The 21,362-nt window shown below is 61.1% G+C and carries 24 protein-coding genes; 14 read left to right on the top strand and 10 right to left on the bottom strand.

Annotation, left to right across the window (positions count from 1 at the left end):
• Window positions 1-113: 113 nt before the first annotated feature.
• A complete protein-coding gene (locus tag GIW28_RS01925) occupies window positions 114-1,148 on the bottom strand; it encodes a type IV pilus twitching motility protein PilT (RefSeq protein ID WP_138454277.1) in 1,035 nt (344 codons plus the stop codon).
• Window positions 1,149-1,205: 57 nt separating this feature from the next.
• Between GIW28_RS01925 and GIW28_RS01920 the strand changes: the two genes are divergently transcribed.
• The 9 genes from GIW28_RS01920 (at window position 1,206) to GIW28_RS01880 (ending at window position 7,908) form a co-directional block, all read left to right on the top strand.
• Complete coding sequence (locus GIW28_RS01920) at window positions 1,206-1,892, top strand: YggS family pyridoxal phosphate-dependent enzyme (protein ID WP_236447361.1); 687 nt, start codon at window positions 1,206-1,208, stop codon at window positions 1,890-1,892.
• Between the two features lie 33 nt (window positions 1,893-1,925).
• Complete coding sequence (gene proC, locus GIW28_RS01915; RefSeq protein WP_017139453.1) at window positions 1,926-2,744, top strand: pyrroline-5-carboxylate reductase; 819 nt, start codon at window positions 1,926-1,928, stop codon at window positions 2,742-2,744.
• 25 nt (window positions 2,745-2,769) lie between these two features.
• Complete coding sequence (locus GIW28_RS01910; RefSeq protein WP_017139454.1) at window positions 2,770-3,357, top strand: YggT family protein; 588 nt, start codon at window positions 2,770-2,772, stop codon at window positions 3,355-3,357.
• 194 nt (window positions 3,358-3,551) lie between these two features.
• Complete coding sequence (gene metX, locus GIW28_RS01905; RefSeq protein WP_138450794.1) at window positions 3,552-4,691, top strand: homoserine O-succinyltransferase MetX; 1,140 nt, start codon at window positions 3,552-3,554, stop codon at window positions 4,689-4,691.
• A 7-nt stretch (window positions 4,692-4,698) separates the two neighbouring features.
• Window positions 4,699-5,319 carry a methionine biosynthesis protein MetW gene (gene metW, locus GIW28_RS01900; RefSeq protein ID WP_016972957.1) on the top strand — a complete coding sequence of 207 codons (621 nt, stop codon included), beginning with the start codon at window positions 4,699-4,701 and terminating at the stop codon, window positions 5,317-5,319.
• Between the two features lie 21 nt (window positions 5,320-5,340).
• A complete protein-coding gene (locus tag GIW28_RS01895; RefSeq protein ID WP_017139456.1) occupies window positions 5,341-5,778 on the top strand; it encodes a DUF4426 domain-containing protein in 438 nt (145 codons plus the stop codon).
• Window positions 5,775-6,368 (top strand): RdgB/HAM1 family non-canonical purine NTP pyrophosphatase, encoded by a 594-nt coding sequence (rdgB, locus tag GIW28_RS01890; RefSeq protein ID WP_017139457.1) that lies wholly within the window; start codon window positions 5,775-5,777, stop codon window positions 6,366-6,368. Before GIW28_RS01895 ends, rdgB begins: the two co-directional genes overlap by 4 nt.
• Window positions 6,365-7,567: a radical SAM family heme chaperone HemW gene (hemW, locus tag GIW28_RS01885; protein ID WP_017139458.1), complete on the top strand. Its 1,203-nt coding sequence runs from the start codon at window positions 6,365-6,367 to the stop codon at window positions 7,565-7,567. Before rdgB ends, hemW begins: the two co-directional genes overlap by 4 nt.
• A 17-nt stretch (window positions 7,568-7,584) precedes the next feature.
• Window positions 7,585-7,908: a DUF3392 domain-containing protein gene (locus GIW28_RS01880; protein ID WP_017139459.1), complete on the top strand. Its 324-nt coding sequence runs from the start codon at window positions 7,585-7,587 to the stop codon at window positions 7,906-7,908.
• A 143-nt stretch (window positions 7,909-8,051) separates the two neighbouring features.
• Here GIW28_RS01880 and trmB read toward each other — a convergent pair whose 3' ends face one another.
• The 4 genes from trmB to GIW28_RS01860 form a co-directional block, all read right to left on the bottom strand.
• The gene (gene trmB / locus GIW28_RS01875; RefSeq protein WP_017139460.1) at window positions 8,052-8,777 is read right to left on the bottom strand and encodes a tRNA (guanosine(46)-N7)-methyltransferase TrmB; all 726 of its coding nucleotides are present in this window, start codon (window positions 8,775-8,777) and stop codon (window positions 8,052-8,054) included.
• 9 nt (window positions 8,778-8,786) lie between these two features.
• Window positions 8,787-9,581 (bottom strand): thiazole synthase, encoded by a 795-nt coding sequence (locus GIW28_RS01870; RefSeq protein WP_017139461.1) that lies wholly within the window; start codon window positions 9,579-9,581, stop codon window positions 8,787-8,789.
• Between the two features lie 65 nt (window positions 9,582-9,646).
• The gene (gene thiS, locus GIW28_RS01865; RefSeq protein ID WP_032865944.1) at window positions 9,647-9,847 is read right to left on the bottom strand and encodes a sulfur carrier protein ThiS; all 201 of its coding nucleotides are present in this window, start codon (window positions 9,845-9,847) and stop codon (window positions 9,647-9,649) included.
• A gap of 71 nt (window positions 9,848-9,918) precedes the next feature.
• Window positions 9,919-10,296, bottom strand: a complete 378-nt coding sequence (locus GIW28_RS01860; RefSeq protein ID WP_056857688.1) for a DUF423 domain-containing protein — start codon at window positions 10,294-10,296, stop codon at window positions 9,919-9,921.
• Window positions 10,297-10,370: 74 nt separating this feature from the next.
• Here GIW28_RS01860 and mtgA point away from each other — a divergent pair, with 74 nt between their 5' ends.
• Window positions 10,371-11,093 (top strand): monofunctional biosynthetic peptidoglycan transglycosylase, encoded by a 723-nt coding sequence (mtgA, locus tag GIW28_RS01855; RefSeq protein ID WP_099550332.1) that lies wholly within the window; start codon window positions 10,371-10,373, stop codon window positions 11,091-11,093.
• A gap of 195 nt (window positions 11,094-11,288) precedes the next feature.
• On the opposite strand, the gene rpoH is transcribed toward mtgA, so the two are convergent.
• From rpoH to ftsY, 4 genes are all read right to left on the bottom strand, one after another.
• The gene (gene rpoH, locus GIW28_RS01850; RefSeq protein WP_017139465.1) at window positions 11,289-12,143 is read right to left on the bottom strand and encodes an RNA polymerase sigma factor RpoH; all 855 of its coding nucleotides are present in this window, start codon (window positions 12,141-12,143) and stop codon (window positions 11,289-11,291) included.
• Window positions 12,144-12,272: 129 nt separating this feature from the next.
• On the bottom strand, window positions 12,273-13,295 hold the full coding sequence (gene ftsX, locus GIW28_RS01845) for a permease-like cell division protein FtsX (RefSeq protein WP_138813455.1): 1,023 nt from the start codon (window positions 13,293-13,295) through the stop codon (window positions 12,273-12,275).
• Entirely contained in the window at window positions 13,292-13,963 is a 672-nt protein-coding gene (gene ftsE / locus GIW28_RS01840; protein ID WP_003213784.1) for a cell division ATP-binding protein FtsE, read from the bottom strand. Before ftsE ends, ftsX begins: the two co-directional genes overlap by 4 nt.
• A complete protein-coding gene (gene ftsY, locus GIW28_RS01835; RefSeq protein ID WP_236490376.1) occupies window positions 13,960-15,384 on the bottom strand; it encodes a signal recognition particle-docking protein FtsY in 1,425 nt (474 codons plus the stop codon). Before ftsY ends, ftsE begins: the two co-directional genes overlap by 4 nt.
• A 338-nt stretch (window positions 15,385-15,722) precedes the next feature.
• Between ftsY and GIW28_RS01830 the strand changes: the two genes are divergently transcribed.
• The 4 genes from GIW28_RS01830 to GIW28_RS01815 all read left to right on the top strand — a co-directional run bounded on the left by GIW28_RS01830 (window position 15,723) and on the right by GIW28_RS01815 (window position 20,403).
• Complete coding sequence (locus tag GIW28_RS01830) at window positions 15,723-17,078, top strand: M16 family metallopeptidase (protein ID WP_017139467.1); 1,356 nt, start codon at window positions 15,723-15,725, stop codon at window positions 17,076-17,078.
• Window positions 17,071-18,561 (top strand): M16 family metallopeptidase, encoded by a 1,491-nt coding sequence (locus GIW28_RS01825; RefSeq protein ID WP_017139468.1) that lies wholly within the window; start codon window positions 17,071-17,073, stop codon window positions 18,559-18,561. Before GIW28_RS01830 ends, GIW28_RS01825 begins: the two co-directional genes overlap by 8 nt.
• A complete protein-coding gene (rsmD, locus tag GIW28_RS01820; RefSeq protein WP_056857682.1) occupies window positions 18,561-19,178 on the top strand; it encodes a 16S rRNA (guanine(966)-N(2))-methyltransferase RsmD in 618 nt (205 codons plus the stop codon). The genes GIW28_RS01825 and rsmD overlap by 1 nt, the downstream gene beginning before the upstream one ends.
• A gap of 229 nt (window positions 19,179-19,407) precedes the next feature.
• The gene (locus GIW28_RS01815) at window positions 19,408-20,403 is read left to right on the top strand and encodes a hydrolase (RefSeq protein ID WP_169987582.1); all 996 of its coding nucleotides are present in this window, start codon (window positions 19,408-19,410) and stop codon (window positions 20,401-20,403) included.
• 92 nt (window positions 20,404-20,495) lie between these two features.
• Here GIW28_RS01815 and GIW28_RS01810 read toward each other — a convergent pair whose 3' ends face one another.
• A complete protein-coding gene (locus tag GIW28_RS01810) occupies window positions 20,496-21,350 on the bottom strand; it encodes a sulfurtransferase (protein ID WP_099550328.1) in 855 nt (284 codons plus the stop codon).
• Window positions 21,351-21,362: the final 12 nt, after the last annotated feature.

The raw sequence follows: 21,362 nt of genomic DNA, 5'->3' as shown, positions 1-21,362 counted from the left end.
TACAAAATGTGGGAGCTGGCTTGCCTGCGATAGCGAACTGCCAGGCGACATCTCTGTCGACTGGCACACCGTCATCGCAGGCAAGCCAGCTCCCACACTGATTTCATCGGCGTTCAGATATCTGTCGGCACCCGCGCCAGCCCCCGCGCATCCTCCCGGCTGATCAGCCCTGCGCTGACCAACGCCTTCAAGCTCATATCCAGCGTTTTCATCCCCAACGCCCCGCCGGTTTGAATCGCCGAGACCATCTGCGCCACCTTGTCCTCGCGGATCAGGTTACGGATAGCTGGCGTGCCCAGCATGATCTCGTGCGCCGCCACCCGGCCGCCGCCGATTTTCTTAACCAGCACCTGGGACACCACCGCCTGCAACGACTCCGACAGCATGGCGCGCACCATGGCTTTTTCCCCCGCAGGGAACACATCCACCAGCCGATCCACGCTCTTTGCCGCTGAGGTGGTGTGCAGCGTGCCCAATACCAAGTGCCCGGTCTCTGCCGCCGTCAGTGCCAGGCGGATGGTTTCCAGGTCACGCAGCTCGCCCACCAGAATCACATCCGGGTCTTCACGCAGGGCCGAGCGCAGCGCCGCCGAAAAACTATGAGTGTCGCGGTGTACCTGGCGCTGGTTGATCAGGGCCATTTTCGGCCTGTGGATAAATTCGATCGGGTCTTCCAGTGTGAGGATGTGCTGGCGCCGGTGCTGGTTGAGGTGGTCAATCATCGCCGCCAGGGTCGTCGACTTGCCGGAGCCGGTTGCCCCAGTCACCAGTACCAGGCCGCGCGGCAACTGCGCGATACGGCGGAAGACCTCGCCTAATCCGAGGTCTTCCAGGCTTTGCACTTCGGTCGGGATAGTGCGGAACACTGCGCCCATGCCGCGATCCTGGCGGAACACATTTGCGCGGAACCGCGCCAGGCCCGGCAGCGCGAACGCAAAATCCGTTTCAAGAGATGTTTCGAAATCCTTTTGTTGGTGCTGGTTGAGCAAAGGGCTTAATAAGTCCGCAACTTGCGTAGGCGAAAGCACCGGCCCCTCCAATGGCCAGATTTCGCCATCGACACGCAGCATTGGCGCCAGGCCAGCCGATAAATGCAGGTCGGAGGCGCCACGGCGCACGCTGGCCGTCAGCAGTTCAGTGATATCCATAGGGCTTTCCATTTCCAGTAGAATGCCGCGGACTCCATATCCACGGGTGCATCTTGAATGTCGACGATAGCAGACAACATTGGCCAGGTTAGCCAGCGCATCCGCGCCGCGGCCCACGCCGTGCAACGTGACGAAAGCAGCATCCACCTGCTGGCCGTGAGCAAGACCAAACCGGCCCAGGCCGTGCGCGAAGCCTATGCCGCCGGGATGAGAGATTTTGGCGAGAACTACCTGCAAGAAGCCTTGGGCAAACAGGCTGAATTAACCGACCTGCCCTTGAGTTGGCACTTCATCGGCCCCATTCAATCGAACAAGACTCGTGCGATCGCCGAGCACTTCGCCTGGGTGCATTCCGTGGACCGCCTGAAAATCGCGCAACGCCTGTCTGAACAACGCCCGACTGACCTGCCGCCGCTGAATATCTGCATTCAGGTCAACGTGAGTGGCGAAGCCAGCAAGTCCGGCTGTACACCCGCCGACCTGCCGGCCCTGGCCGCTGCAATCAGCGCCCTGCCGCGTTTGAAGCTGCGTGGCTTGATGACGATCCCCGAGCCGACTGAAGATCGCGCTGCACAAGATGCAGCCTTCGCTGCGGTAAAGGACCTGCAAGCCAGCCTGGACCTGCCGCTGGACACACTTTCCATGGGCATGAGCCACGACCTTGAGTCGGCCATCGCCCAAGGGGCCACCTGGGTGCGGATCGGTACCGCCCTGTTTGGCGCCCGCGACTACGGCCAGCCGTAAAATGGCTGACATCCCTCTAAGTAAGGACCTGTCATGAGCAACACGCGTATAGCCTTTATCGGCGCCGGCAACATGGCGGCCAGCCTGATCGGCGGCCTGCGGGCCAAGGGCCTGGAAACCACGCAGATCCGCGCCAGCGACCCCGGCGCCGAGACCCGCACCCGCGTCAGCGCCGAGCACGGTATCGAAACCTTTGCCGATAACGCCGAGGCCATCCAGGGCGTCGACGTGATCGTGCTGGCGGTAAAACCGCAAGCCATGAAGGCCGTGTGCGAAAGCCTGCGCCCGAGCCTGCAACCGCACCAACTGGTGGTGTCGATCGCCGCCGGCATCACCTGCGCCAGCATGAACACCTGGCTCGGTGCCCAGCCGATCGTGCGCTGCATGCCCAACACTCCGGCACTGCTGCGCAAGGGCGTCAGCGGCTTGTACGCCACCTCCGAGGTGACTGCCGAGCAGCGCGACCAGGCTCAGGAACTGCTGTCTGCCGTGGGCCTGGCCGTGTGGCTGGAACAGGAGCAGCAGTTGGACGCGGTCACCGCCGTGTCCGGCAGCGGCCCGGCTTACTTCTTCCTGCTGATCGAAGCCATGACCGCCGCCGGCGTCAAACTCGGCCTGCCCCATGAAGTCGCCGAGCAACTGGCCGAGCAAACTGCTTTGGGCGCCGCGAACATGGCGGTCGACAGTGATGTAGACGCTGCCGAGTTGCGCCGTCGCGTGACCTCGCCAGGCGGTACCACGCAGGCCGCCATCGAATCCTTCCAGGCCGGGGGCTTTGAAGCCCTGGTGGAAAAAGCACTGGGTGCCGCAGCACACCGTTCAGCCGAGATGGCTGAGCAACTGGGCAAATAGTCATCCCTTACCAAGGTAATCAAACATGCTCGGAATCAATGACGCTGCCATTTTCATCATCCAGACCTTGGGCAGCCTGTACCTGCTGATCGTGCTGATGCGTTTTATCCTGCAACTGGTGCGGGCGAACTTCTACAACCCGCTGTGCCAATTCGTGGTCAAGGCCACCCAACCGCTGCTCAAGCCACTGCGCCGGGTAGTGCCGAGCATGTTCGGCCTGGACATGTCCTCGCTGGTGCTGGCACTGCTGCTGCAAATCCTGTTGTTTGTAGTGATCCTGATGCTCAACGGCTACCAGGCGTTCACCGTGCTGCTGTTGCCATGGGGCTTGATCGGAATCTTCTCGCTGTTTTTGAAGATCATTTTCTGGTCGATGATCATCAGCGTGATTCTGTCGTGGGTCGCACCCGGCAGCCGCAGCCCGGGTGCTGAGTTGGTAGCCCAGATCACCGAACCGGTGTTGGCACCGTTCCGTCGCCTGATCCCGAACCTGGGCGGCCTGGATATCTCGCCAATCTTCGCGTTTATCGCGATCCAGCTGCTGCAAAGCTGGGTGATTCCGCGCTTGGCCTACTATGCGTTCATGCCTAAAGAGCTGTTCGGCCTGATCTGATAGGTGGGAGCTGGCTTGCCTGCGATGCAGGCTCCTCGGTGTGTCAGTCTCACCTTGGTGATGCAATCGCAGGCAAGCCAGCTCCCACACAAGCCAGTGCTGATATCTGTATCTGCGTACTGGTGCAGGCCTTTGCTTGCCGCTGGGGTCACCGCTCTTTAGACTTACGCCTCATTTAAACGAGAGCAGGGTCGATGCCAGCTGCCTTCCCCCCCGATTCTGTTGGACTGGTCGTGCCCCAAGTGGCGCACTTCAGCGAACCGCTGGCCCTGGCCTGCGGTCGTTCGCTGCCTGCCTACGACCTGATCTATGAAACCTACGGCCAGTTGAACGCCACCGCGAGCAACGCCGTGCTGATCTGCCACGCCCTGTCCGGCCATCATCACGCCGCTGGCTTTCACAGTGCCGACGAGCGCAAGCCCGGCTGGTGGGACAGCTGCATCGGCCCCGGCAAGCCCATCGACACCAACAAATTCTTTGTGGTCAGCCTGAACAACCTCGGCGGCTGCAATGGTTCCACCGGCCCGAGCAGCCTCAACCCGGAAACCGGCAAGCCGTTCGGCGCCGACTTCCCGGTGCTGACCGTGGAAGACTGGGTGCACAGCCAGGCGCGCCTTGCCGACTTGCTGGGCATCAACCAATGGGCCGCCGTGATCGGCGGCAGCCTGGGCGGCATGCAGGCGCTGCAATGGACCATCTCTTATCCGGATCGCGTGCGCCATTGCCTGGCCATCGCCTCGGCCCCAAAACTGTCGGCGCAGAACATCGCGTTCAACGAAGTGGCACGCCAGGCCATCCTCACCGACCCCGAGTTCCACGGCGGTTCGTTCCAGGAAGCCGGTGTGATCCCCAAGCGCGGCTTGATGCTGGCGCGGATGGTCGGGCATATCACCTACCTGTCCGATGACTCCATGGGCGAAAAATTCGGCCGTGGGCTCAAGAGCGAAAAGCTCAACTACGACTTCCACAGTGTCGAGTTCCAGGTCGAAAGCTACCTGCGTTACCAGGGCGAGGAGTTCTCGGGGCGCTTCGACGCCAACACTTACTTGCTGATGACCAAGGCGCTGGACTACTTCGACCCGGCCGCCAACCACGACGACGACCTGGCGAAAACCTTCGAGCACGCCACGGCCAAGTTCTGCGTGATGTCATTCACCACCGATTGGCGCTTCTCGCCAGCGCGTTCGCGTGAACTGGTGGACGCCTTGATGGCCGCACGCAAAGACGTCTGCTACCTCGAGATCGATGCTCCGCAAGGCCATGACGCCTTCCTGATTCCGATCCCACGCTACCTGCAGGCTTTCAGCAACTACATGAACCGCATTACTTTGTGAGAACGCCATGAGAGCCGACCTGGAAATCATCCAAGACTGGATCCCCGCCGGCAGCCGCGTGCTCGACCTGGGCTGCGGTGATGGCGAACTGCTCAGCTGGCTGCGCGACAACAAGCAAGTCACCGGGTATGGCCTGGAAAACGACCCGGACAACATCGCCCAGTGCGTGGCCAAGGGCATCAACGTGATCGAGCAGGACCTGGACAAGGGCCTGGGCAACTTTGCCAGCAACAGTTTCGATATCGTGGTGATGACCCAGGCCCTGCAAGCGGTGCATTACCCGGACCGCATCCTCGACGAGATGCTGCGCGTGGGCCGTCAGTGCATCATTACCTTCCCCAACTTCGGCCACTGGCGCTGCCGCTGGTACCTGGCGACCAAGGGCCGCATGCCGGTCTCGGACTTCCTGCCATACACCTGGTACAACACGCCGAACATCCACTTCTGTACGTTTGAAGACTTCGAAGCCCTGTGCGGCGAGCGTGAAGCCAAGGTGATCAACCGCCTTGCCGTCGATCAACAGCACCGCCATGGGTGGGCGAGTAAGCTATGGCCTAATCTGTTGGGCGAAATTGGTATCTACCGGGTCAGCAGCCCTGGCCTGACCGACCACAAGATTGCCGTCTAATCATTATCAAGAGGCACGATCATGAGTCGTTTGGCTGTTTTTCTATTGACCGCTTTCCTGGGCGCCAGCGCCGTGGCAGCAGACGCCGTCGACGGTAACCGCCAGAAAGAATTTGGCGATATCACTGTGCACTACAACACCTTCACCTCGAGTTTCCTGCAACCGGAAACCGCCCAGGCAGCCGGTATCGTGCGCAGCAACGAGAAGGGCCTGATCAATGTGTCGGTGATCAAGGGCGTGACGCCAGTGGCCGCGCAGGTGACCGGCACGATCAAGGACTTGAGCGGCAAGAGCGAAGTGCTGACGTTCAAGCAGATTACTGAAAAGGGCGGCATCTCGTACCTGGCGCCCTACTCGGTCACACAGCAGGAATACCGGACGTTTACCATCAACGTTGAAACCGGTGGCAAGGCCCACGGCTTCAGCTTCGTCCAAGAACTTTTTCCGGGCACCAAATGAACCTGACACAGCTCGTACTCGCCAGCCATAACGCCGGCAAACTCAAAGAACTCCAGGCCATGCTCGGCGACTCCGTGCAGCTGCGCTCGATCGGCGAGTTCAGCCAGGTCGAACCGGAAGAGACCGGCCTGTCGTTTGTCGAAAACGCCATCCTCAAGGCCCGCAATGCCGCACGCATCTCCGGCCTGCCGGCGCTGGCGGATGACTCGGGCCTGGCCGTGGACTTCCTCGGCGGCGCACCGGGCATCTACTCGGCGCGGTATGCCGATGGCAAAGGCGACGCGGCCAACAACGCCAAACTGCTGGACGCCCTCAAGGACGTGCCGGACGCGATGCGCGGCGCACAGTTTGTCTGCGTGCTGGCGCTGGTTCGCCACGCTGATGACCCCTTACCGATTCTGTGCGAAGGCCTGTGGCACGGGCGCATCCTGCATGCCGCCAGTGGCGAGCATGGCTTTGGCTATGACCCGCTGTTCTGGGTGCCGGAGCGCAATGTCTCCAGCGCCGAACTGAGCCCGGCCGACAAGAACCAGATCAGCCACCGCGCCCGCGCAATGGATTTGCTGCGCCAACGCCTGAGCCTGAAATGACCCAAAACACCTCTGCGCAACCGCTGATCCACGGCGGCGCGCAAACGCCTCGGGCGGCATTGCCGGTGCTGCCGCCCCTGGCGCTGTACATCCACATCCCGTGGTGCGTGCGCAAATGCCCGTATTGCGACTTCAACTCCCACACCGCCAGCAAAGTGCTGCCGGAAGAAGAGTACGTAGACGCATTGCTGGCCGACCTTGATCAAGACCTGCATGCGGTTTACGGCCGTGAACTAAGCTCGATTTTCTTCGGTGGCGGCACGCCCAGCCTGTTCAGCGCCGCCGCGCTGGGGCGCCTGCTCAAAGGCGTGCAAGCCCGTATCCCGTTTGCCAACGACATCGAAATCACCCTGGAAGCCAACCCTGGCACCTTCGAGCAAGAGAAGTTCGTGGCGTACCGCAAGTTGGGGATCAATCGCCTGTCCATCGGCATCCAGAGCTTCCAGCAGCAAAAGCTTGAGGCGCTGGGCCGCATCCATAACGGCGATGAAGCTGTGCGCGCCGCCGGCATGGCACGCCAGGCCGGGTTCGATAACTTCAACCTGGACCTGATGCACGGCTTGCCCGATCAGTCACTGGACGATGCCCTGAGCGACTTGCGCCAGGCCATCGCATTGAAGCCAACGCACTTGTCCTGGTATCAGCTGACGCTGGAACCCAACACCGTATTTTGGAACCAGCCGCCCGCGCTGCCGGAAGACGACACGCTGTGGGATATTCAGGAAGCTGGCCAGGCACTGCTGGCCGAACACGGTTACGCGCAATATGAAGTGTCGGCCTATGCCCAACCGGGCCGCCCGGCACGGCACAACCTGAATTACTGGAGCTTCGGCGACTTTATCGGCATCGGCGCGGGCGCCCACGGCAAGCTCAGCCATCCGGACGGGCGCATCGTGCGCACCTGGAAAACCCGGGCGCCAAAGGACTACCTCAACCCGGCAAAAAGTTTCCAGGCCGGGGCGAAAGAACTGACCAATGAGGAGCTGCCGTTCGAGTTCCTGATGAACGCTTTGCGCCTCACCGAAGGCGTTGAATCCAAGCTGTACGCCGAACGCACCGGCCTCGACCTGGCCAGCCTCGACGAAGGCCGCCAGGAGGCAGAACAAAGTGGCTTAATGCAGGTCGAACCGTCACGCCTGGCGGCCACCGACCGTGGGCAACTCTTTCTCAATGACCTGTTGCAGAAGTTTTTGAGCTGACGCTCTAAGGAAATCACATGGATTTGGTACTCGACCTGCTCGCCACCGTGTCCCGCTGGAGCCGTAGCAACCTGTCGGAAATCTCCCTGGCCCTTGTCGGTTGTTTGCTGGTGTTGTTTGGCGCGGATATCAAAGGCTGGATCGAAGGCCGCTTGGGCAGCATCGCCGGAGCATTGCGCGTACCGTTGATGGCGCTGGTATGCATGATCGGCAGCGGCGCAGCCTTGCTGTATGCCACGCCTTGGATTGTGCGGGGGCTGAGCCAGTTTAATAACTACAGTTTGGCGCCAGTGTTGGTGGTGGTGCTGGTGTTGATTGGCGTAGTCGCCGACCGCCGCTGATTCCAAAGCCCAACACAAAACAACTGTGGGAGCTGGCTTGCCTGCGATGCAGGCACCTCGGTGTATCTGTGATACTGAGGTGATGCTATCGCAGGCAAGCCAGCTCCCACAGTTGATTGCACTCCAAGCCGGCTATTGGCTTGTCAGTCAACCTTCTCGAACTTCAAATCCCAAACCCCATGCCCCAGTCGCTCGCCGCGGCGTTCGAACTTGGTGATCGGGCGCTCGGCCGGGCGCGGCACGCATTTGCCGTCTTCGGCCAGGTTGCGGTAGCCAGGCGCTACGTCCATCACTTCCAGCATGTATTCGGCATACGGCTCCCAGTCTGTGGCCATGTGCAGAATGCCACCCACTTTCAGCTTGCTGCGCACCAGCTCCGCGAAGGAAGCCTGGACGATACGGCGTTTGTGGTGACGCGATTTGTGCCATGGGTCCGGGAAGAACAGCATCAGGCGGTCGAGGCTGTTGTCGGCGATGCAGCGGTTGAGTACTTCAATCGCGTCGCAGTCGTAGACTCGCAGGTTGGTCAGGCCTTGGGTCAGTACGCCGTTAAGCAGCGCGCCGACACCTGGGCGGTGCACTTCCACCCCGATAAAGTCCTGGTCCGGCGCGGCCGCGGCCATTTCCAGCAGGGAGTGGCCCATGCCGAAACCGATTTCCAGGGAACGCGGGGCCGAACGGCCGAACACCTGGTCGTAGTCCACCGGCGCGTCGGCCAATGGCAACACGAACAGCGGCGTACCTTGCTCCAGGCCCTTTTGCTGGCCTTCGGTCATGCGGCCGGCGCGCATCACAAAACTCTTGATGCGGCGGTGCTTGGACTCGTCGCCTTCTTCCACGGTGTTCGGCGTTTCGTTTGATTCAGTCATCAATGGCTCTTACTTGATCAGACCATCCAGCGGCGAGGAGGCGCTGGCGTACAGTTTTTTCGGCATGCGACCGGCGAGGTAGGCCAAGCGGCCCGCGACGATTGCGTGTTGCATGGCTTGGGCCATCATGACCGGCTGCTGGGCATGGGCGATGGCCGAGTTCATCAGCACCGCGTCGCAACCCAGCTCCATGGCGATGGTAGCGTCGGAGGCAGTGCCCACGCCCGCGTCCACCAGCACCGGAATCCTGGCTTCTTCGAGGATGATTTGCAGGTTGTACGGGTTGCAGATGCCCAGGCCAGAACCAATCAGGCCGGCCAGCGGCATCACGGCGATGCAGCCGATTTCGGCCAATTGGCGAGCGATGATCGGGTCATCACTGGTGTAGACCATCACGTCGAAGCCTTCCTTGACCAGGGTTTCGGCGGCCTTGAGGGTTTCGATCACGTTGGGGAACAGGGTTTTCTGATCGGCCAGCACTTCCAGTTTCACCAGGTTGTGGCCGTCAAGCAGCTCACGGGCCAGGCGGCAGGTGCGCACGGCTTCGATGGCATCGTAGCAACCGGCAGTGTTCGGCAGGAAGGTGTAGCGATCCGGCGACAACACTTCGAGCAGGTTCGGTTCGCCTTCGATCTGGCCGAGGTTGGTGCGGCGCACGGCAAACGTCACGATCTCGGCACCCGAGGCTTCGATGGCCAGACGGGTTTCTTCCATGTCGCGGTACTTGCCGGTGCCAACCAGCAGGCGGGACTGGTAGGTACGACCGGCCAGGACGAAGGGCTTGTCGCTACGAACGATGCTCATGGGAAATCCTCGAATTGGGGTGAGGTTCTGCAGAATGCGGGTTGACGCCCTTGAGCGCCGGGCGGCTAGCCGCCGCCGATGGCGTGGACCACTTCGACCTGATCACCTTCGGTGAGCGCGGTTTCGGCATGCTGGCTACGCGGGACGATATCCAGGTTGAGCTCCACTGCGACTCGGCGTCCGGTCAGGTCCAGACGGGTCAGCAGGGCCGCAACGGTTTCACCGTCGGGCAGTTCAAAGGATTCGCCGTTCAACTGAATGCGCATGCCACGGGCCGCCATCGTTTTTAGGGGCCAGCATTCTAGCCCGATCAGCGTGGCTGACCCAAGTCCCTTGGTCAGGCTACCTGTAGACGCCACGCAGTCAAACCGAGGAAGAACCAGCCGAGCAAGAAGGCCAGACCACCAAACGGCGTGATGATGCCGAGCTTGCTGATGCCGGTCAGGGTCAGCGCATACAGACTGCCCGAGAACAGCAGGATGCCGACGGTAAAGGAGATGCCCGCCCAGCTGACCAATCGGCCAGGAATATGCGCGGCCAGCAACGCTACGCCGAACAGCGCCAGGGCGTGCACCAACTGGTAGGTGACGCCCGTATGGAAGATCGCCAGGTACTCGGCGCTCAGGCGGTTTTTCAGGCCGTGGGCGGCAAAGGCGCCCAGGGCGACGCCGGTAAAGCCGAAAAAGGCAGCCAGCATCAGAAAGCTACGCAGCATGAGGAACTCCAGTCAGACTCGAGGGGCAGGGTCTGTATAATGGCCCGCTCAACGGGTTCGGCCAAGCCATCTCTATGCTGCGTCTCCTCTTCAAGCGCTTTCTTAAAGTCATTAAATGGTTTGCCATCGGCAGTGTGCTGCTGGTGCTGCTGTTTCGTGTGGTGCCGCCGCCGTTCACCGCGTTGATGGTGGAGCGCAAGATCGAATCCTGGATCGACGGCGAGCCGATCGATGTGCAGCGCACCTGGGTGCCGTGGGATGAGATATCCGACGAACTGAAAGTGGCGGTAATGGCGGGTGAAGACCAGCGTTTCCCGCAGCATTGGGGTTTTGACTTCGGCGCGATCCAGGCGGCGCTGCTGCACAACGAGCGCGGCGGTTCGATTCGCGGCGCCAGCACTCTGAGCCAGCAAGTGTCAAAGAACCTGTTTTTGTGGACCGGTCGCAGTTATCTGCGCAAAGGCCTGGAAGCCTGGTTTACCGCACTGATCGAAGTGTTGTGGCCCAAGCAGCGGATTCTTGAGGTGTACCTCAATAGCGTGGAGTGGGATGAAGGCGTGTTTGGCGCAGAGGCCGCCGCGCGGCATCACTTTGGCGTGAGTGCCAAAGCGCTTTCCCGTCAGCAGGCCAGCTATCTGGCGGCGGTTTTGCCCAACCCTCGAGTGTGGAGTGCCAGCCATCCAACAGCCTATGTGGCAAGGCGAGCGGCATGGATTCGGCAGCAGATGAGCCAGTTGGGTGGGGATGGTTACTTGGTGGAATTGAATAACTCCCGCAAAGCCCCCTGGTCCGATTGACACACTGCACTACCCATGTGGGAGCTGGCTTGCCTGCGATAGCGGTGGGTCAAACTACCCATGTGTTAGCAGATACTGCCTCATCGCAGGCAAGCCAGCTCCCACAGTGGACCGAGTTGAGCTTGAGATTTTCGACTGCAAACAAAAATGCCCCAATCTTTCGATCGGGGCATTTTTTTGTCTTATCGCAGCGTTTTAAGCGGCGATCGACAACTTCAGCTTGTTCATCGCGCTTTTCTCAAGCTGACGAATCCGCTCGGCCGACACGTTGTACTTCTGTGCCAGGTCGTGCAGCGTGGCTTTTTCTTCAGCCAGCCAGCGCTGATAGAGGATGTCACGGCTACGGTCGTCCAGCACTTCCAGCGCTTCGTGCAGGTTCTGGTTGGAGTTGTCGCTCCAGTCGGCGTCTTCCAGTTGACGCGCCGGGTCGTACCGGTGGTCTTCCAGGTAGTTGGCCGGCGATTGGAAGGCGCTGTCGTCGTCCGCTTCAGCGGCCGGGTCGAAGGCCATATCATGGCCGGTCAGGCGACTTTCCATCTCGCGCACTTCACGCGGCTCCACGCCGAGGCTTTCGGCCACGCGGTGGACTTCCTCGTTGTTCAGCCACGCCAGGCGTTTTTTCTGGCTGCGCAGGTTGAAGAACAGCTTGCGCTGGGCCTTGGTGGTCGCGACTTTCACGATGCGCCAGTTGCGCAGGATGAACTCGTGGATTTCCGCCTTGATCCAGTGCACGGCAAACGATACCAGGCGCACGCCCATCTCAGGGTTGAAGCGCTTTACAGCCTTCATCAGGCCGACGTTGCCTTCCTGGATCAGGTCAGCCTGGGCCAACCCGTAGCCGCTATAGCTACGGGCGATATGTACGACAAAACGCAGGTGGGCGAGCACCATCTGCCGAGCCGCCCCCAAATCCTGCTCATAGTAGAGACTCTCGGCCAGTTCACGCTCCTGCTCGGGCGTCAGCAATGGAATGCTGTTGACCGTGTGCACATAGGCCTCCAGGTTCGCACCCGGGACCAGAGCATAAGCAGGTTGCAAAGAAGTGGTCATACGAAAAAACCTCCGACTCACATAACTCGTGCAGTTCAGCACTGCGAAAATTGACCGGGAACCGTAGGACAAGTTCCCTAAACCACCAATACGGTCAATACAAACGAAACCACATTAATCTGACATTAACTACTTCGGTGCCAGCTCACGTAAATGACGAGCGACCGCAATCCAGGCACCGATATACCCCAACAAGACGGCACCAAGCAAGAGACTCAGACCGTCGGCGACCGGCACGCCGGCCAGGGCAAAATCGCTGCCGTACAACCCGGCCAGCCCTACTACCGCGTCGTTGAGCCAGTTCAAGCCAAAAGCCAAAACGCCCCAGGACAAAATCCCGGCACCGAAGCCATAAAGCGCGCCCATGTACAGAAAAGGCCTACGCACATAGCTGTCTGTGCCGCCGACCAGTTTAATCACTTCTATCTCGGTGCGGCGGTTTTCAATATGAAGACGAATGGTATTACCTATCACCAAAAGTAATGCAGACACCAACAACACCGTGAGACCGAACACAAAGCGGTCGCCCAGCTTGAGAATGGCCGCCAGACGCTCTACCCAGACTAGATCAAGTTGTGCCTGTTGTACCTTGGGCATCTCTGCGAGTTTTTGTCGCAGGGCCTCAAGCGCTGGCTTGTCGACTTCGTTCGGCGTCACCAGCACCACGCCCGGCAGCGGGTTCTGCGGCAGCTCTTTAAGCGCCTCACCCAGGCCTGATTGCTGCTGGAACTCTTCAAGGGCCTGATCGCGGCTGATGTATTCGGCATCCGCCACACCCGGCAGGTTCTTGATGTCGTCGCGCAGGCTCTCGCCATCTTTGGCGCTGGTGTCGAGGTCCAGGTACAGCGAAATCTGCGCCGCGCGCTGCCAGGAACCGCCCAGGCGCTCCACATTATTAAGCAGCAGCGACAACCCCATCGGCAGGCTCAGTGCCACAGCCATTACCAGGCAGGTGAAAAAGCTGCCGATCGGCTGTTTGCCCAGGCGGCGCAGGCTGTCAACCAAGCTGGCGCGATGGCTTTCGATCCAGGCGCGCAGCAGCGTGGCGAAATCCGGGCCATCATCTTCGTCGCGTTTTTTCTTCGGCGGTTGCGGGTCGGCGGCTTTTGGCGCCACACGCTCGGAAACCTTGGGGCTGCGAGTCGCACTCATACGCCAGCCTCCCCGTCGCCGATCAGGCGGCCGCGTTGCAAGGTCAGCATGCGATGGCGCATACGGGCGATCAGTGCCAGGTCGTGACTGGCGATCAATACGCTGGTGCCCAGGCGGTTGATGTCTTCGAACACGCCCATGATCTCAGCCGCCAGGCGCGGGTCGAGGTTACCGGTAGGTTCGTCCGCCAGCAGCAAGGCCGGGCGGTGGACGATGGCGCGGGCAATGCCGACGCGCTGTTGCTGGCCGGTGGACAGGTCGCCCGGGTACAGGTCGGTCTTGTCCGACAGTGCCACGCGCTCCAGGGCCGAATCCACACGCTTGACGATTTCAGCCTTGGACAAGCCGAGAATCTGCAGCGGCAAAGCAATGTTGTTGAACACCGTACGATCGAACAGCAACTGGTGGTTCTGGAACACCACGCCGATCTGGCGGCGCAGGAACGGGATCTGTGCATTGCTGATGGTGGCCAGATCCTGGCCGGCCAGCAGCAGCTTGCCGGTGGTCGGGCGCTCCATCGCCAGCAACAGCCGCAACAGCGTACTTTTACCGGCACCCGAATGGCCGGTTACAAATAGAAACTCGCCACGCCGCACTCGAAAGCTCAGCTCATGCAAGCCCACATGCCCGTTGGCGTAGCGTTTACCGACCTGTTCGAATCGAATCATGAACGCTCCCGCTCGGCGAAAAGTGCCTGTACAAAGGGTTCGGCTTCAAAGGTGCGCAGGTCGTCGATACCTTCACCGACACCGATATAACGAATCGGCAACCCGAACTGTTTGGCCAGGGCGAAGATCACACCACCCTTGGCCGTGCCGTCGAGCTTAGTCAATGCCAGGCCAGTCAGTTGCACCGTCTGGTTGAATTGTTTGGCCTGGCTGATGGCGTTCTGGCCAGTGCCGGCGTCGAGCACCAGCAGCACTTCGTGCGGGGCGTCGGCGTCGAGCTTGCCAATTACGCGGCGCACTTTCTTCAGCTCTTCCATCAGGTTGTCTTTGGTGTGCAGGCGACCGGCGGTATCAGCGATCAACACATCGATGTTACGGGCCTTGGCAGCCTGCACGGCATCGAAAATCACCGAGGCGGAATCGGCGCCGGTGTGCTGGGCGATGACCGGGATCTTGTTGCGCTCACCCCAGACCTGCAACTGCTCCACGGCAGCGGCGCGGAAGGTGTCACCGGCGGCGAGCATGACTTTCTTGCCTTCCGACTGCAGCTTCTTGGCCAACTTGCCGATGGTGGTGGTTTTGCCGGCGCCGTTGACGCCGACGACCAGGATCACGAACGGCTTGTTCGGCGTGATCACCAGCGGCGCTTCCACCGGCTTGAGCATCGCAGCCAGTTCGGCCTGAAGGGATTTGTAGAGCGCATCGGCGTCGGTCAACTGCTTGCGCGCAACCTTCTGGGTCAGGCTCTGGATGATCACGGCAGTGGCTTCGACGCCCACGTCGGCGGTCAACAGACGGGTTTCGATGTCTTCCAGCAGCTCGTCATCAATAACCTTCTTGCCCAGGAACAGGCTGGCCATGCCTTCGCCGATACTGGCGCTGGTTTTGCTCAGGCCTTGCTTGAGGCGGGCGAAGAGGCCGGTTTTGCTGGTTTCAGCGGGAGCAACAACGGGCTCCGGGGCGGCCGGCGGCTCGATAATGGCGGGGGCGGCAACCACCACAGGTGCCGGCGCTGGCTCCACAACCACCGGCGCAGGCGTTTCGATCACTGGCGGCGCTTCGACCACAACCGCCACCGGCTCAACCACGACCGGAATCGGCGGCGTCACGTGCTCAGCCTGCACGTCTTCAACCAGCGCCACAGGCTCTTCGGCCACCGGCAGTTCCAGCCACGACTTGTGCTCTGGCTCTGGCTCAACCTGTGCCGCTGGCTGCAATACGGGCTCAGCCATCGGCAACACCACCGGCGCCGGGGTTTCAGCGACCGGTTCGGCTTCTAATACAGGCTCTGGAATCGGCTCAGGCTGAACCTGTGGCTGTTCGACGACGGTTTCCTGCGGCTTTTTGCGCAGCCATCCGAACAGGCCTTTTTTCTCGCCAGCCGCAGCTGGACTCTTCTTGTCGTCGTTGGAACCAAACATGGAGGACGGCTATCTCAAAGTAGCGATGCGCCAGGGCGCCTCGGTAAATAAATTCGATGCAGAACAGACTGCTTTAACGCTCGCTTGTTCATGCGCAACATTTTGTAAGGCGTAAATAAAGGCCTCAACAAATCGTTTCAATAAAGGACTGAAGCGACAAAATCGGCGAAAAGTAGAAGATCGTCGGGGAAATCCAGCGCCAATTCCTACATTCCTACGACTGAAACCGGGACAAGATGACTGCCACAGTGGCCCTGTCCAAACCGGATCAGTATCCTAGCACCTCCTCGCCCGCCGACGCTAAGACCAAGCGGGTAGCCCAACAGGTTAAAACACGAATGATTGCTCTAGCCCGCCGCGCCGCAGGCCTGCTGCTCAGCACAGTTTGTCTGCCTCTTTCAGCCTTGGCTGCCGACCCACAACCCACCCATGAATTCACCCTCGATAACGGCCTTAAAGTGGTCGTGCGCGAAGACCATCGCGCGCCGGTGGTGGTTTCCCAGGTTTGGTACAAGGTCGGTTCGAGCTACGAAACCCCGGGCCAGACCGGTTTGTCCCATGCCCTGGAACACATGATGTTCAAGGGCAGCGCCAAAGTCGGTCCCGGCGAAGCCTCGCTGATCCTGCGTGACCTGGGCGCTGAAGAAAACGCCTTCACCAGCGACGACTACACCGCGTATTACCAGGTACTGGCGCGTGACCGCCTGGGTGTCGCTTTCGAACTGGAGGCCGACCGCATGGCCAGCCTGCGCCTGCCGGCCGATGAGTTCAGCCGCGAAATCGAGGTGATCAAGGAAGAACGCCGCCTGCGCACCGACGACAACCCGATGTCCAAGGCCTACGAGCGCTTCAAGGCGATGGCCTACCCGGCCAGCGGCTATCACACGCCGACCATCGGCTGGATGGCCGACCTTGAGCGCATGAAGGTTGAAGAACTGCGCCACTGGTACCAGTCCTGGTATGTGCCGAACAACGCCACACTGGTGGTGGTCGGCGACGTGACGCCGGACGAGGTCAAGAAACTCGCCGAACGTTACTTCGGCCCAATCCCCAAGCGTGATGTGCCACCCGCCAAGATCCCACTGGAACTGGCCGAACCTGGCGAGCGCTTACTGACCCTGCACGTGCAGACCCAACTGCCGAGCGTGATCCTCGGTTTCAACGTGCCGGGCCTGGCGACTGCCGAAGACAAGCGCTCGGTGCAAGCCCTGCGCCTGCTCTCGGCCCTGCTCGATGGCGGCTACAGCGCGCGTATCTCGGAACAGCTGGAGCGCGGTGAAGAACTGGTCTCCGGCGCGTCCACCAGCTACGACGCCTATACCCGTGGTGACAGCCTGTTCACATTGAGCGCCACGCCGAATCAGCAGAAGAAAAAGACCATTGCCCAGGCCGAAGCCGGCCTGTGGCGCCTGCTGGACGAGTTGAAAGCCAAGCCGCCGACCACCGAAGAACTGGAGCGTATCCGCGCCCAAGTAATTGCCGGCGTGGTTTACCAACGTGATTCCATCACCAGCCAGGCCACGGCCATCGGCTCGCTGGAAACCGTTGGCCTGTCCTGGAAACTCATGGACACCGAGCTTGCCGACCTGCAAAGCGTGACCCCGGAAGATATCCAGAAAGCCGCGCGCACCTACTTCACCCGCGAACGTTTGAGCGTCGCCCATGTTTTGCCCGAGGAGACCGCTCATGAGTAATCGCAAAAGCAGCCGCCTGATCTTCCCCGGCCTGGTCGTCGTCACCCTGATCGCCGCCAGCGCCGTGTACTTCCTGCGCCCGAGTGAATCGGTGGCCAGCCAGGCGCTGGACAAGGCGCAATCGGCCAACAAACTGCAATCTTTGGCAGAACTGGACGGCAAGGCGCCGACCAACCGCAAGCTCGACGTGCAAACCTGGACCACCGCCGAGGGCGCCAAGGTGCTGTTCGTCGAAGCCCACGAACTGCCAATGTTCGACATGCGCATCCTGTTCGCCGCCGGCAGCAGCCAGGACGGCAATACCCCAGGCGTTGCGTTGCTGACCAACGCCATGCTCAACGAAGGCATACCGGGCAAGGATGTCAGCCAGATCGCCAGCGGCTTTGAAGGCCTGGGTGCCGACTTCGGCAACGGCGCTTATCGCGACATGGCGTTGGTGTCCCTGCGCAGCCTGAGCGACAGCGACAAGCGCGACGCGGCCCTGACGCTGTTTGACCAAGTGATCGGCAAGCCGACTTTCCCGGCCGACTCCCTGGCGCGCATCAAAAACCAGATTCTTGCCGGTTTTGAGTACCAGAAACAGAACCCAGGCAAGCTGGCCAGCCTTGAGTTGTTCAAGCGGCTGTACGGCGACCACCCTTACGCGCACCCGAGCGAAGGCACGCCTGAGAGCATTCCGGCGATTACCCTGGCGCAGTTGCAGGCCTTCCACGCCAAAGCATACGCAGCAGGCAATGCGGTGATTGCCGTGGTGGGCGATCTGACTCGCGCCGACGCTGAGGCCATGACGGCCAAGGTCTCCGCATCGCTGCCCAAAGGCCCGGCCCTGGCCAAGATCGCCCAGCCGACCGAGCCGAAAGCTGGCCTGAGCCATATCGAGTTCCCGTCCAAGCAAACCCATTTACTGTTCGCGCAACTGGGCATCGACCGCGCCGACCCGGACTACGCCGCCTTGTCCCTGGGCAACCAGATCCTCGGCGGTGGTGGTTTCGGCACCCGCTTGATGAGCGAAGTGCGTGAGAAGCGCGGCCTGACCTACGGCGTTTACTCCGGTTTCTCGCCGATGCAGGTACGTGGTCCGTTCATGATCAACCTGCAGACCCGCGCCGAAATGAGCGGCGGCACCCTGCGCCTGGTTGAAGACGTGCTGGCCGACTACCTCAAGACCGGCCCGACGCAAAAGGAACTGGACGACGCCAAGCGTGAGCTGGCCGGTAGCTTCCCGCTGTCTACCGCAAGCAACGCCGATATCGTCGGGCAGCTGGGCGCCATGGGTTTCTATAACCTGCCGCTGAGCTATCTTGAGGATTTCATGAAACAATCCCAGGCCCTGACCGTAGAGCAGGTCAAGGCTGCAATGAATAAACACTTGAGCGCCGACAAGATGGTCATCGTGACCGCCGGCCCGACGATTGCGCAAAAGCCACTACCGCCCCCCACTGATAAACCCGCCGAGCAGCCGCTCGGGGTTCCGGAGCATTAATGGCCAGTTCATCTCGCCCGAAAAAACCTGTCCACAACGTGCATAACGGTGTGGGCCAACTGCGCATCATTGGCGGTGAATGGGGCAGCCGCAAGCTGAGTTTCCCTGACGTCGTGGGCCTGCGCCCAACGCCGGATCGCGTGCGTGAAACCCTGTTCAACTGGCTCGCGCCGTATATCGGCGGCGCCAAGGTACTGGACCCGTTCGCCGGCAGCGGCGCGCTGTTCCTCGAAGCGCTGTCCCGTGGCGCCGCCCAGGGCCAGGCGCTGGATGCCAGCAATGTGGCGGTGTCCAGCCTCAAGGAACACCTGGGCACACTGCGCTGCACCACCGGCCAGGTGCAGACAGCCGATGCGCTGCGCTACCTGGAAACCCAGGCGGCCAGCGAATACGACGTGGTGTTCCTCGACCCGCCGTTCAACCAGAACCTGTTGCCGACGGTGTGTGCGCTGCTGGAAGAGCGCCAGTGGCTGGCACCCGATGCGTGGATCTACACTGAAAGCGAGACCGCGCCGTCTACCCTCGGCCTGCCGGGCAGCTGGCGCCTGCACCGGGAGCAGAAGTCCGGTCGCGTGTATTACGCGTTGTGGCATCGGTTGGTTGAAAGCGCCGCTTAACCTTAGGTAAATGTTGTAGTGAGCGGGCTTTTTGTGGCGGCCAGGATGGTTGTGGCGAGCAGGCTTGCCCTGCGTTGGGCTGCGAAGCAGCCCCTTTTAAAGGCACCGCGATCCTACAAATAGAATGCGGCGACTTTACTGGGGCCGCTTCGCAGCCCAACGCAGGGCAAGCCTGCTCGCCACAACAAGCTCGCATGCCACAGTAAGCTCGCTTGCTACCGAGAGTTTCATGATCCCGTCCTCTGAGCTGTTCAAACCCGCCTTCGGCCTCGGCAACCCCCACTTGCAAACCCTGTGGGGGCCGCTGTGGCGCCCTACCACCCATATCGAACGCCAACGCGAACGCCTGTGGCTGGACGACGGCGACTTTCTCGACCTCGACTGGCATGGGCCCCATGACGCGCAAGCGCCATTGGTGCTGGTGCTGCACGGGCTGACCGGCTCGTCCAACTCGCCTTATGTGGCCGGGCTGCAAAAAGCCCTCGCAGCTCAAGGCTGGGCCAGCGCCGCCTTGAATTGGCGTGGGTGCTCGGGCGAGCCAAACCTGTTGGCACGCAGCTATCACTCCGGTGCCAGTGAAGACCTGGCGGCGGCGATTGCACATCTGCATGCCAAACGACCCTTGGCGCCGCTGTATGCGGTGGGTTATTCGTTGGGCGCAAATGTGCTGCTCAAGCACCTGGGCGAAACCGGCGAGACGTCCGGGCTGCAAGGCGCAGCGGCGGTGTCGGTGCCGTTTCGACTGGACCAGTGCGCTGACCGTATCGGGCTGGGCTTTTCGCGGGTGTACCAGAAGCACTTCATGCGCGAGATGTTGGCGTATATCCGCGTCAAGCAAAGCCGCTTTGTGAAGGATGGCCGGGCCGAAGGGCTGAAAACCCTGGAAGCCCTGGGCTCATTGGAGAAAATGCGCACGTTCTGGGACTTCGACGGCCGGGTGACCGCACCGTTGCACGGGTTCCTCAGTGCCGAGGACTATTATCGTCGCGCCTCGAGCCGTTACTACTTGGGCGAAATCCGCACGCCAACCCTGATTATCCAGGCCGCCGATGACCCGTTCGTGTTTGCTCACAGCCTGCCCGAGGCCAGTGAACTGTCGGATTGCACCGAGTTTGAGTTGTTGGCCAAGGGTGGGCATGTGGGGTTTGTGGATGGGACGTTGAAACGCCCCAGTTACTACCTGGAGCGCCGTATTCCGCAGTGGTTACTGACACAACACAGTTAAAAAATGTGGGAGCTGGTTTGTGTGGGAGCTGGCTTGCCTGCTCCCACACAAACCAGTTCCCACAGTTTTATTGGGTTTACATGGCTATTCAATCAGTCGCCGGTTGCAATCTGCCGCGTGGGGTCGGTAATCCACTCACTCCACGACCCCGCATACAACTTGCCCAACGGGTAACCGGCCAAACTCAAGGCAAACAAGTTGTGGCACGCCGTCACGCCCGAACCGCAGTACGCCACCAGTTCATCCGGTGACCGGCCCTGCAACTGTGCGGCGAAGCGCTGCTTGAGCTGATCGGCCGGTAGAAAGCGGCCATCACTGCCCAGGTTTTCGGTGAACGCTGCACATTGCGCACCGGGAATGTGCCCGGCAATCGGATCAATCGGCTCTACCTCGCCGCGAAAACGCGCCGCTGCACGGGCGTCGATCAAGGTGAGGCCCGGCTCACCCAAGCGCTTTTGCAAATGCTCGGCGTCCAGCAGCAGGCGGTTGTCCGGCTTACCGGCGAACGCTCCCGGCTCCACCACCGGTGCATCGAGGCTCAACGGGAAACCGGCGGCGTGCCAGGCCTTGAGACCACCGTCCAGGATAAACACCCCGTCACGCTTGCCCAGCCAGGCCAGCAACCACCACGCGCGGGCGGCATAGGCGCCAGGGCCGTCGTCGTACAGGACGATGTCGGTGTTGGCATGGATGCCCCAGGCCCGCAGTTGCGCAACCAAAGTGTCCGCCGCCGGTAACGGGTGGCGGCCGGTCACGCCTTTGGTCACCGGCCCACTGAGATGACGCTCCAAGTCGGCATATTGCGCGCCTTCGATATGCCCTTCGGCATAGCTGCACAGCCCGTAGTCCGGGTCTTCGAGGGCAAAACGACAATCCAGGATCACCAGCCCCGCGGCCTTTTGGCGTTCGGCCAATTGCTGGGGGCTGATCAGTTGGGCAAGCGACATGACGGGCTCCTG

Source organism: Pseudomonas sp. PA-5-4B, assembly GCF_021606215.1.
Classification (GTDB): Bacteria; Pseudomonadota; Gammaproteobacteria; order Pseudomonadales; family Pseudomonadaceae; genus Aquipseudomonas; species Aquipseudomonas edaphica.
Note: the sequence above shows the minus strand (reverse complement) of the source record. Positions and strands in the feature narration are given on the sequence as shown.

Excerpts from the sequence above, each read along its gene's own strand:
- GIW28_RS01925 (WP_138454277.1), bottom strand. The coding sequence starts at position 1,148 with ATGGATATCACTGAACTGCTGACGGCCAGCGTGCGCCGTGGCGCCTCC.
- GIW28_RS01920 (WP_236447361.1), top strand. The coding sequence starts at position 1,206 with ATGTCGACGATAGCAGACAACATTGGCCAGGTTAGCCAGCGCATCCGC.
- proC (WP_017139453.1), top strand. The coding sequence starts at position 1,926 with ATGAGCAACACGCGTATAGCCTTTATCGGCGCCGGCAACATGGCGGCC.
- GIW28_RS01910 (WP_017139454.1), top strand. The coding sequence starts at position 2,770 with ATGCTCGGAATCAATGACGCTGCCATTTTCATCATCCAGACCTTGGGC.
- metX (WP_138450794.1), top strand. The coding sequence starts at position 3,552 with ATGCCAGCTGCCTTCCCCCCCGATTCTGTTGGACTGGTCGTGCCCCAA.
- metW (WP_016972957.1), top strand. The coding sequence starts at position 4,699 with ATGAGAGCCGACCTGGAAATCATCCAAGACTGGATCCCCGCCGGCAGC.
- GIW28_RS01895 (WP_017139456.1), top strand. The coding sequence starts at position 5,341 with ATGAGTCGTTTGGCTGTTTTTCTATTGACCGCTTTCCTGGGCGCCAGC.
- rdgB (WP_017139457.1), top strand. The coding sequence starts at position 5,775 with ATGAACCTGACACAGCTCGTACTCGCCAGCCATAACGCCGGCAAACTC.
- hemW (WP_017139458.1), top strand. The coding sequence starts at position 6,365 with ATGACCCAAAACACCTCTGCGCAACCGCTGATCCACGGCGGCGCGCAA.
- GIW28_RS01880 (WP_017139459.1), top strand. The coding sequence starts at position 7,585 with ATGGATTTGGTACTCGACCTGCTCGCCACCGTGTCCCGCTGGAGCCGT.
- trmB (WP_017139460.1), bottom strand. The coding sequence starts at position 8,777 with ATGACTGAATCAAACGAAACGCCGAACACCGTGGAAGAAGGCGACGAG.
- GIW28_RS01870 (WP_017139461.1), bottom strand. The coding sequence starts at position 9,581 with ATGAGCATCGTTCGTAGCGACAAGCCCTTCGTCCTGGCCGGTCGTACC.
- thiS (WP_032865944.1), bottom strand. The coding sequence starts at position 9,847 with ATGCGCATTCAGTTGAACGGCGAATCCTTTGAACTGCCCGACGGTGAA.
- GIW28_RS01860 (WP_056857688.1), bottom strand. The coding sequence starts at position 10,296 with ATGCTGCGTAGCTTTCTGATGCTGGCTGCCTTTTTCGGCTTTACCGGC.
- mtgA (WP_099550332.1), top strand. The coding sequence starts at position 10,371 with ATGCTGCGTCTCCTCTTCAAGCGCTTTCTTAAAGTCATTAAATGGTTT.
- rpoH (WP_017139465.1), bottom strand. The coding sequence starts at position 12,143 with ATGACCACTTCTTTGCAACCTGCTTATGCTCTGGTCCCGGGTGCGAAC.
- ftsX (WP_138813455.1), bottom strand. The coding sequence starts at position 13,295 with ATGAGTGCGACTCGCAGCCCCAAGGTTTCCGAGCGTGTGGCGCCAAAA.
- ftsE (WP_003213784.1), bottom strand. The coding sequence starts at position 13,963 with ATGATTCGATTCGAACAGGTCGGTAAACGCTACGCCAACGGGCATGTG.
- ftsY (WP_236490376.1), bottom strand. The coding sequence starts at position 15,384 with ATGTTTGGTTCCAACGACGACAAGAAGAGTCCAGCTGCGGCTGGCGAG.
- GIW28_RS01830 (WP_017139467.1), top strand. The coding sequence starts at position 15,723 with ATGATTGCTCTAGCCCGCCGCGCCGCAGGCCTGCTGCTCAGCACAGTT.
- GIW28_RS01825 (WP_017139468.1), top strand. The coding sequence starts at position 17,071 with ATGAGTAATCGCAAAAGCAGCCGCCTGATCTTCCCCGGCCTGGTCGTC.
- rsmD (WP_056857682.1), top strand. The coding sequence starts at position 18,561 with ATGGCCAGTTCATCTCGCCCGAAAAAACCTGTCCACAACGTGCATAAC.
- GIW28_RS01815 (WP_169987582.1), top strand. The coding sequence starts at position 19,408 with ATGATCCCGTCCTCTGAGCTGTTCAAACCCGCCTTCGGCCTCGGCAAC.
- GIW28_RS01810 (WP_099550328.1), bottom strand. The coding sequence starts at position 21,350 with ATGTCGCTTGCCCAACTGATCAGCCCCCAGCAATTGGCCGAACGCCAA.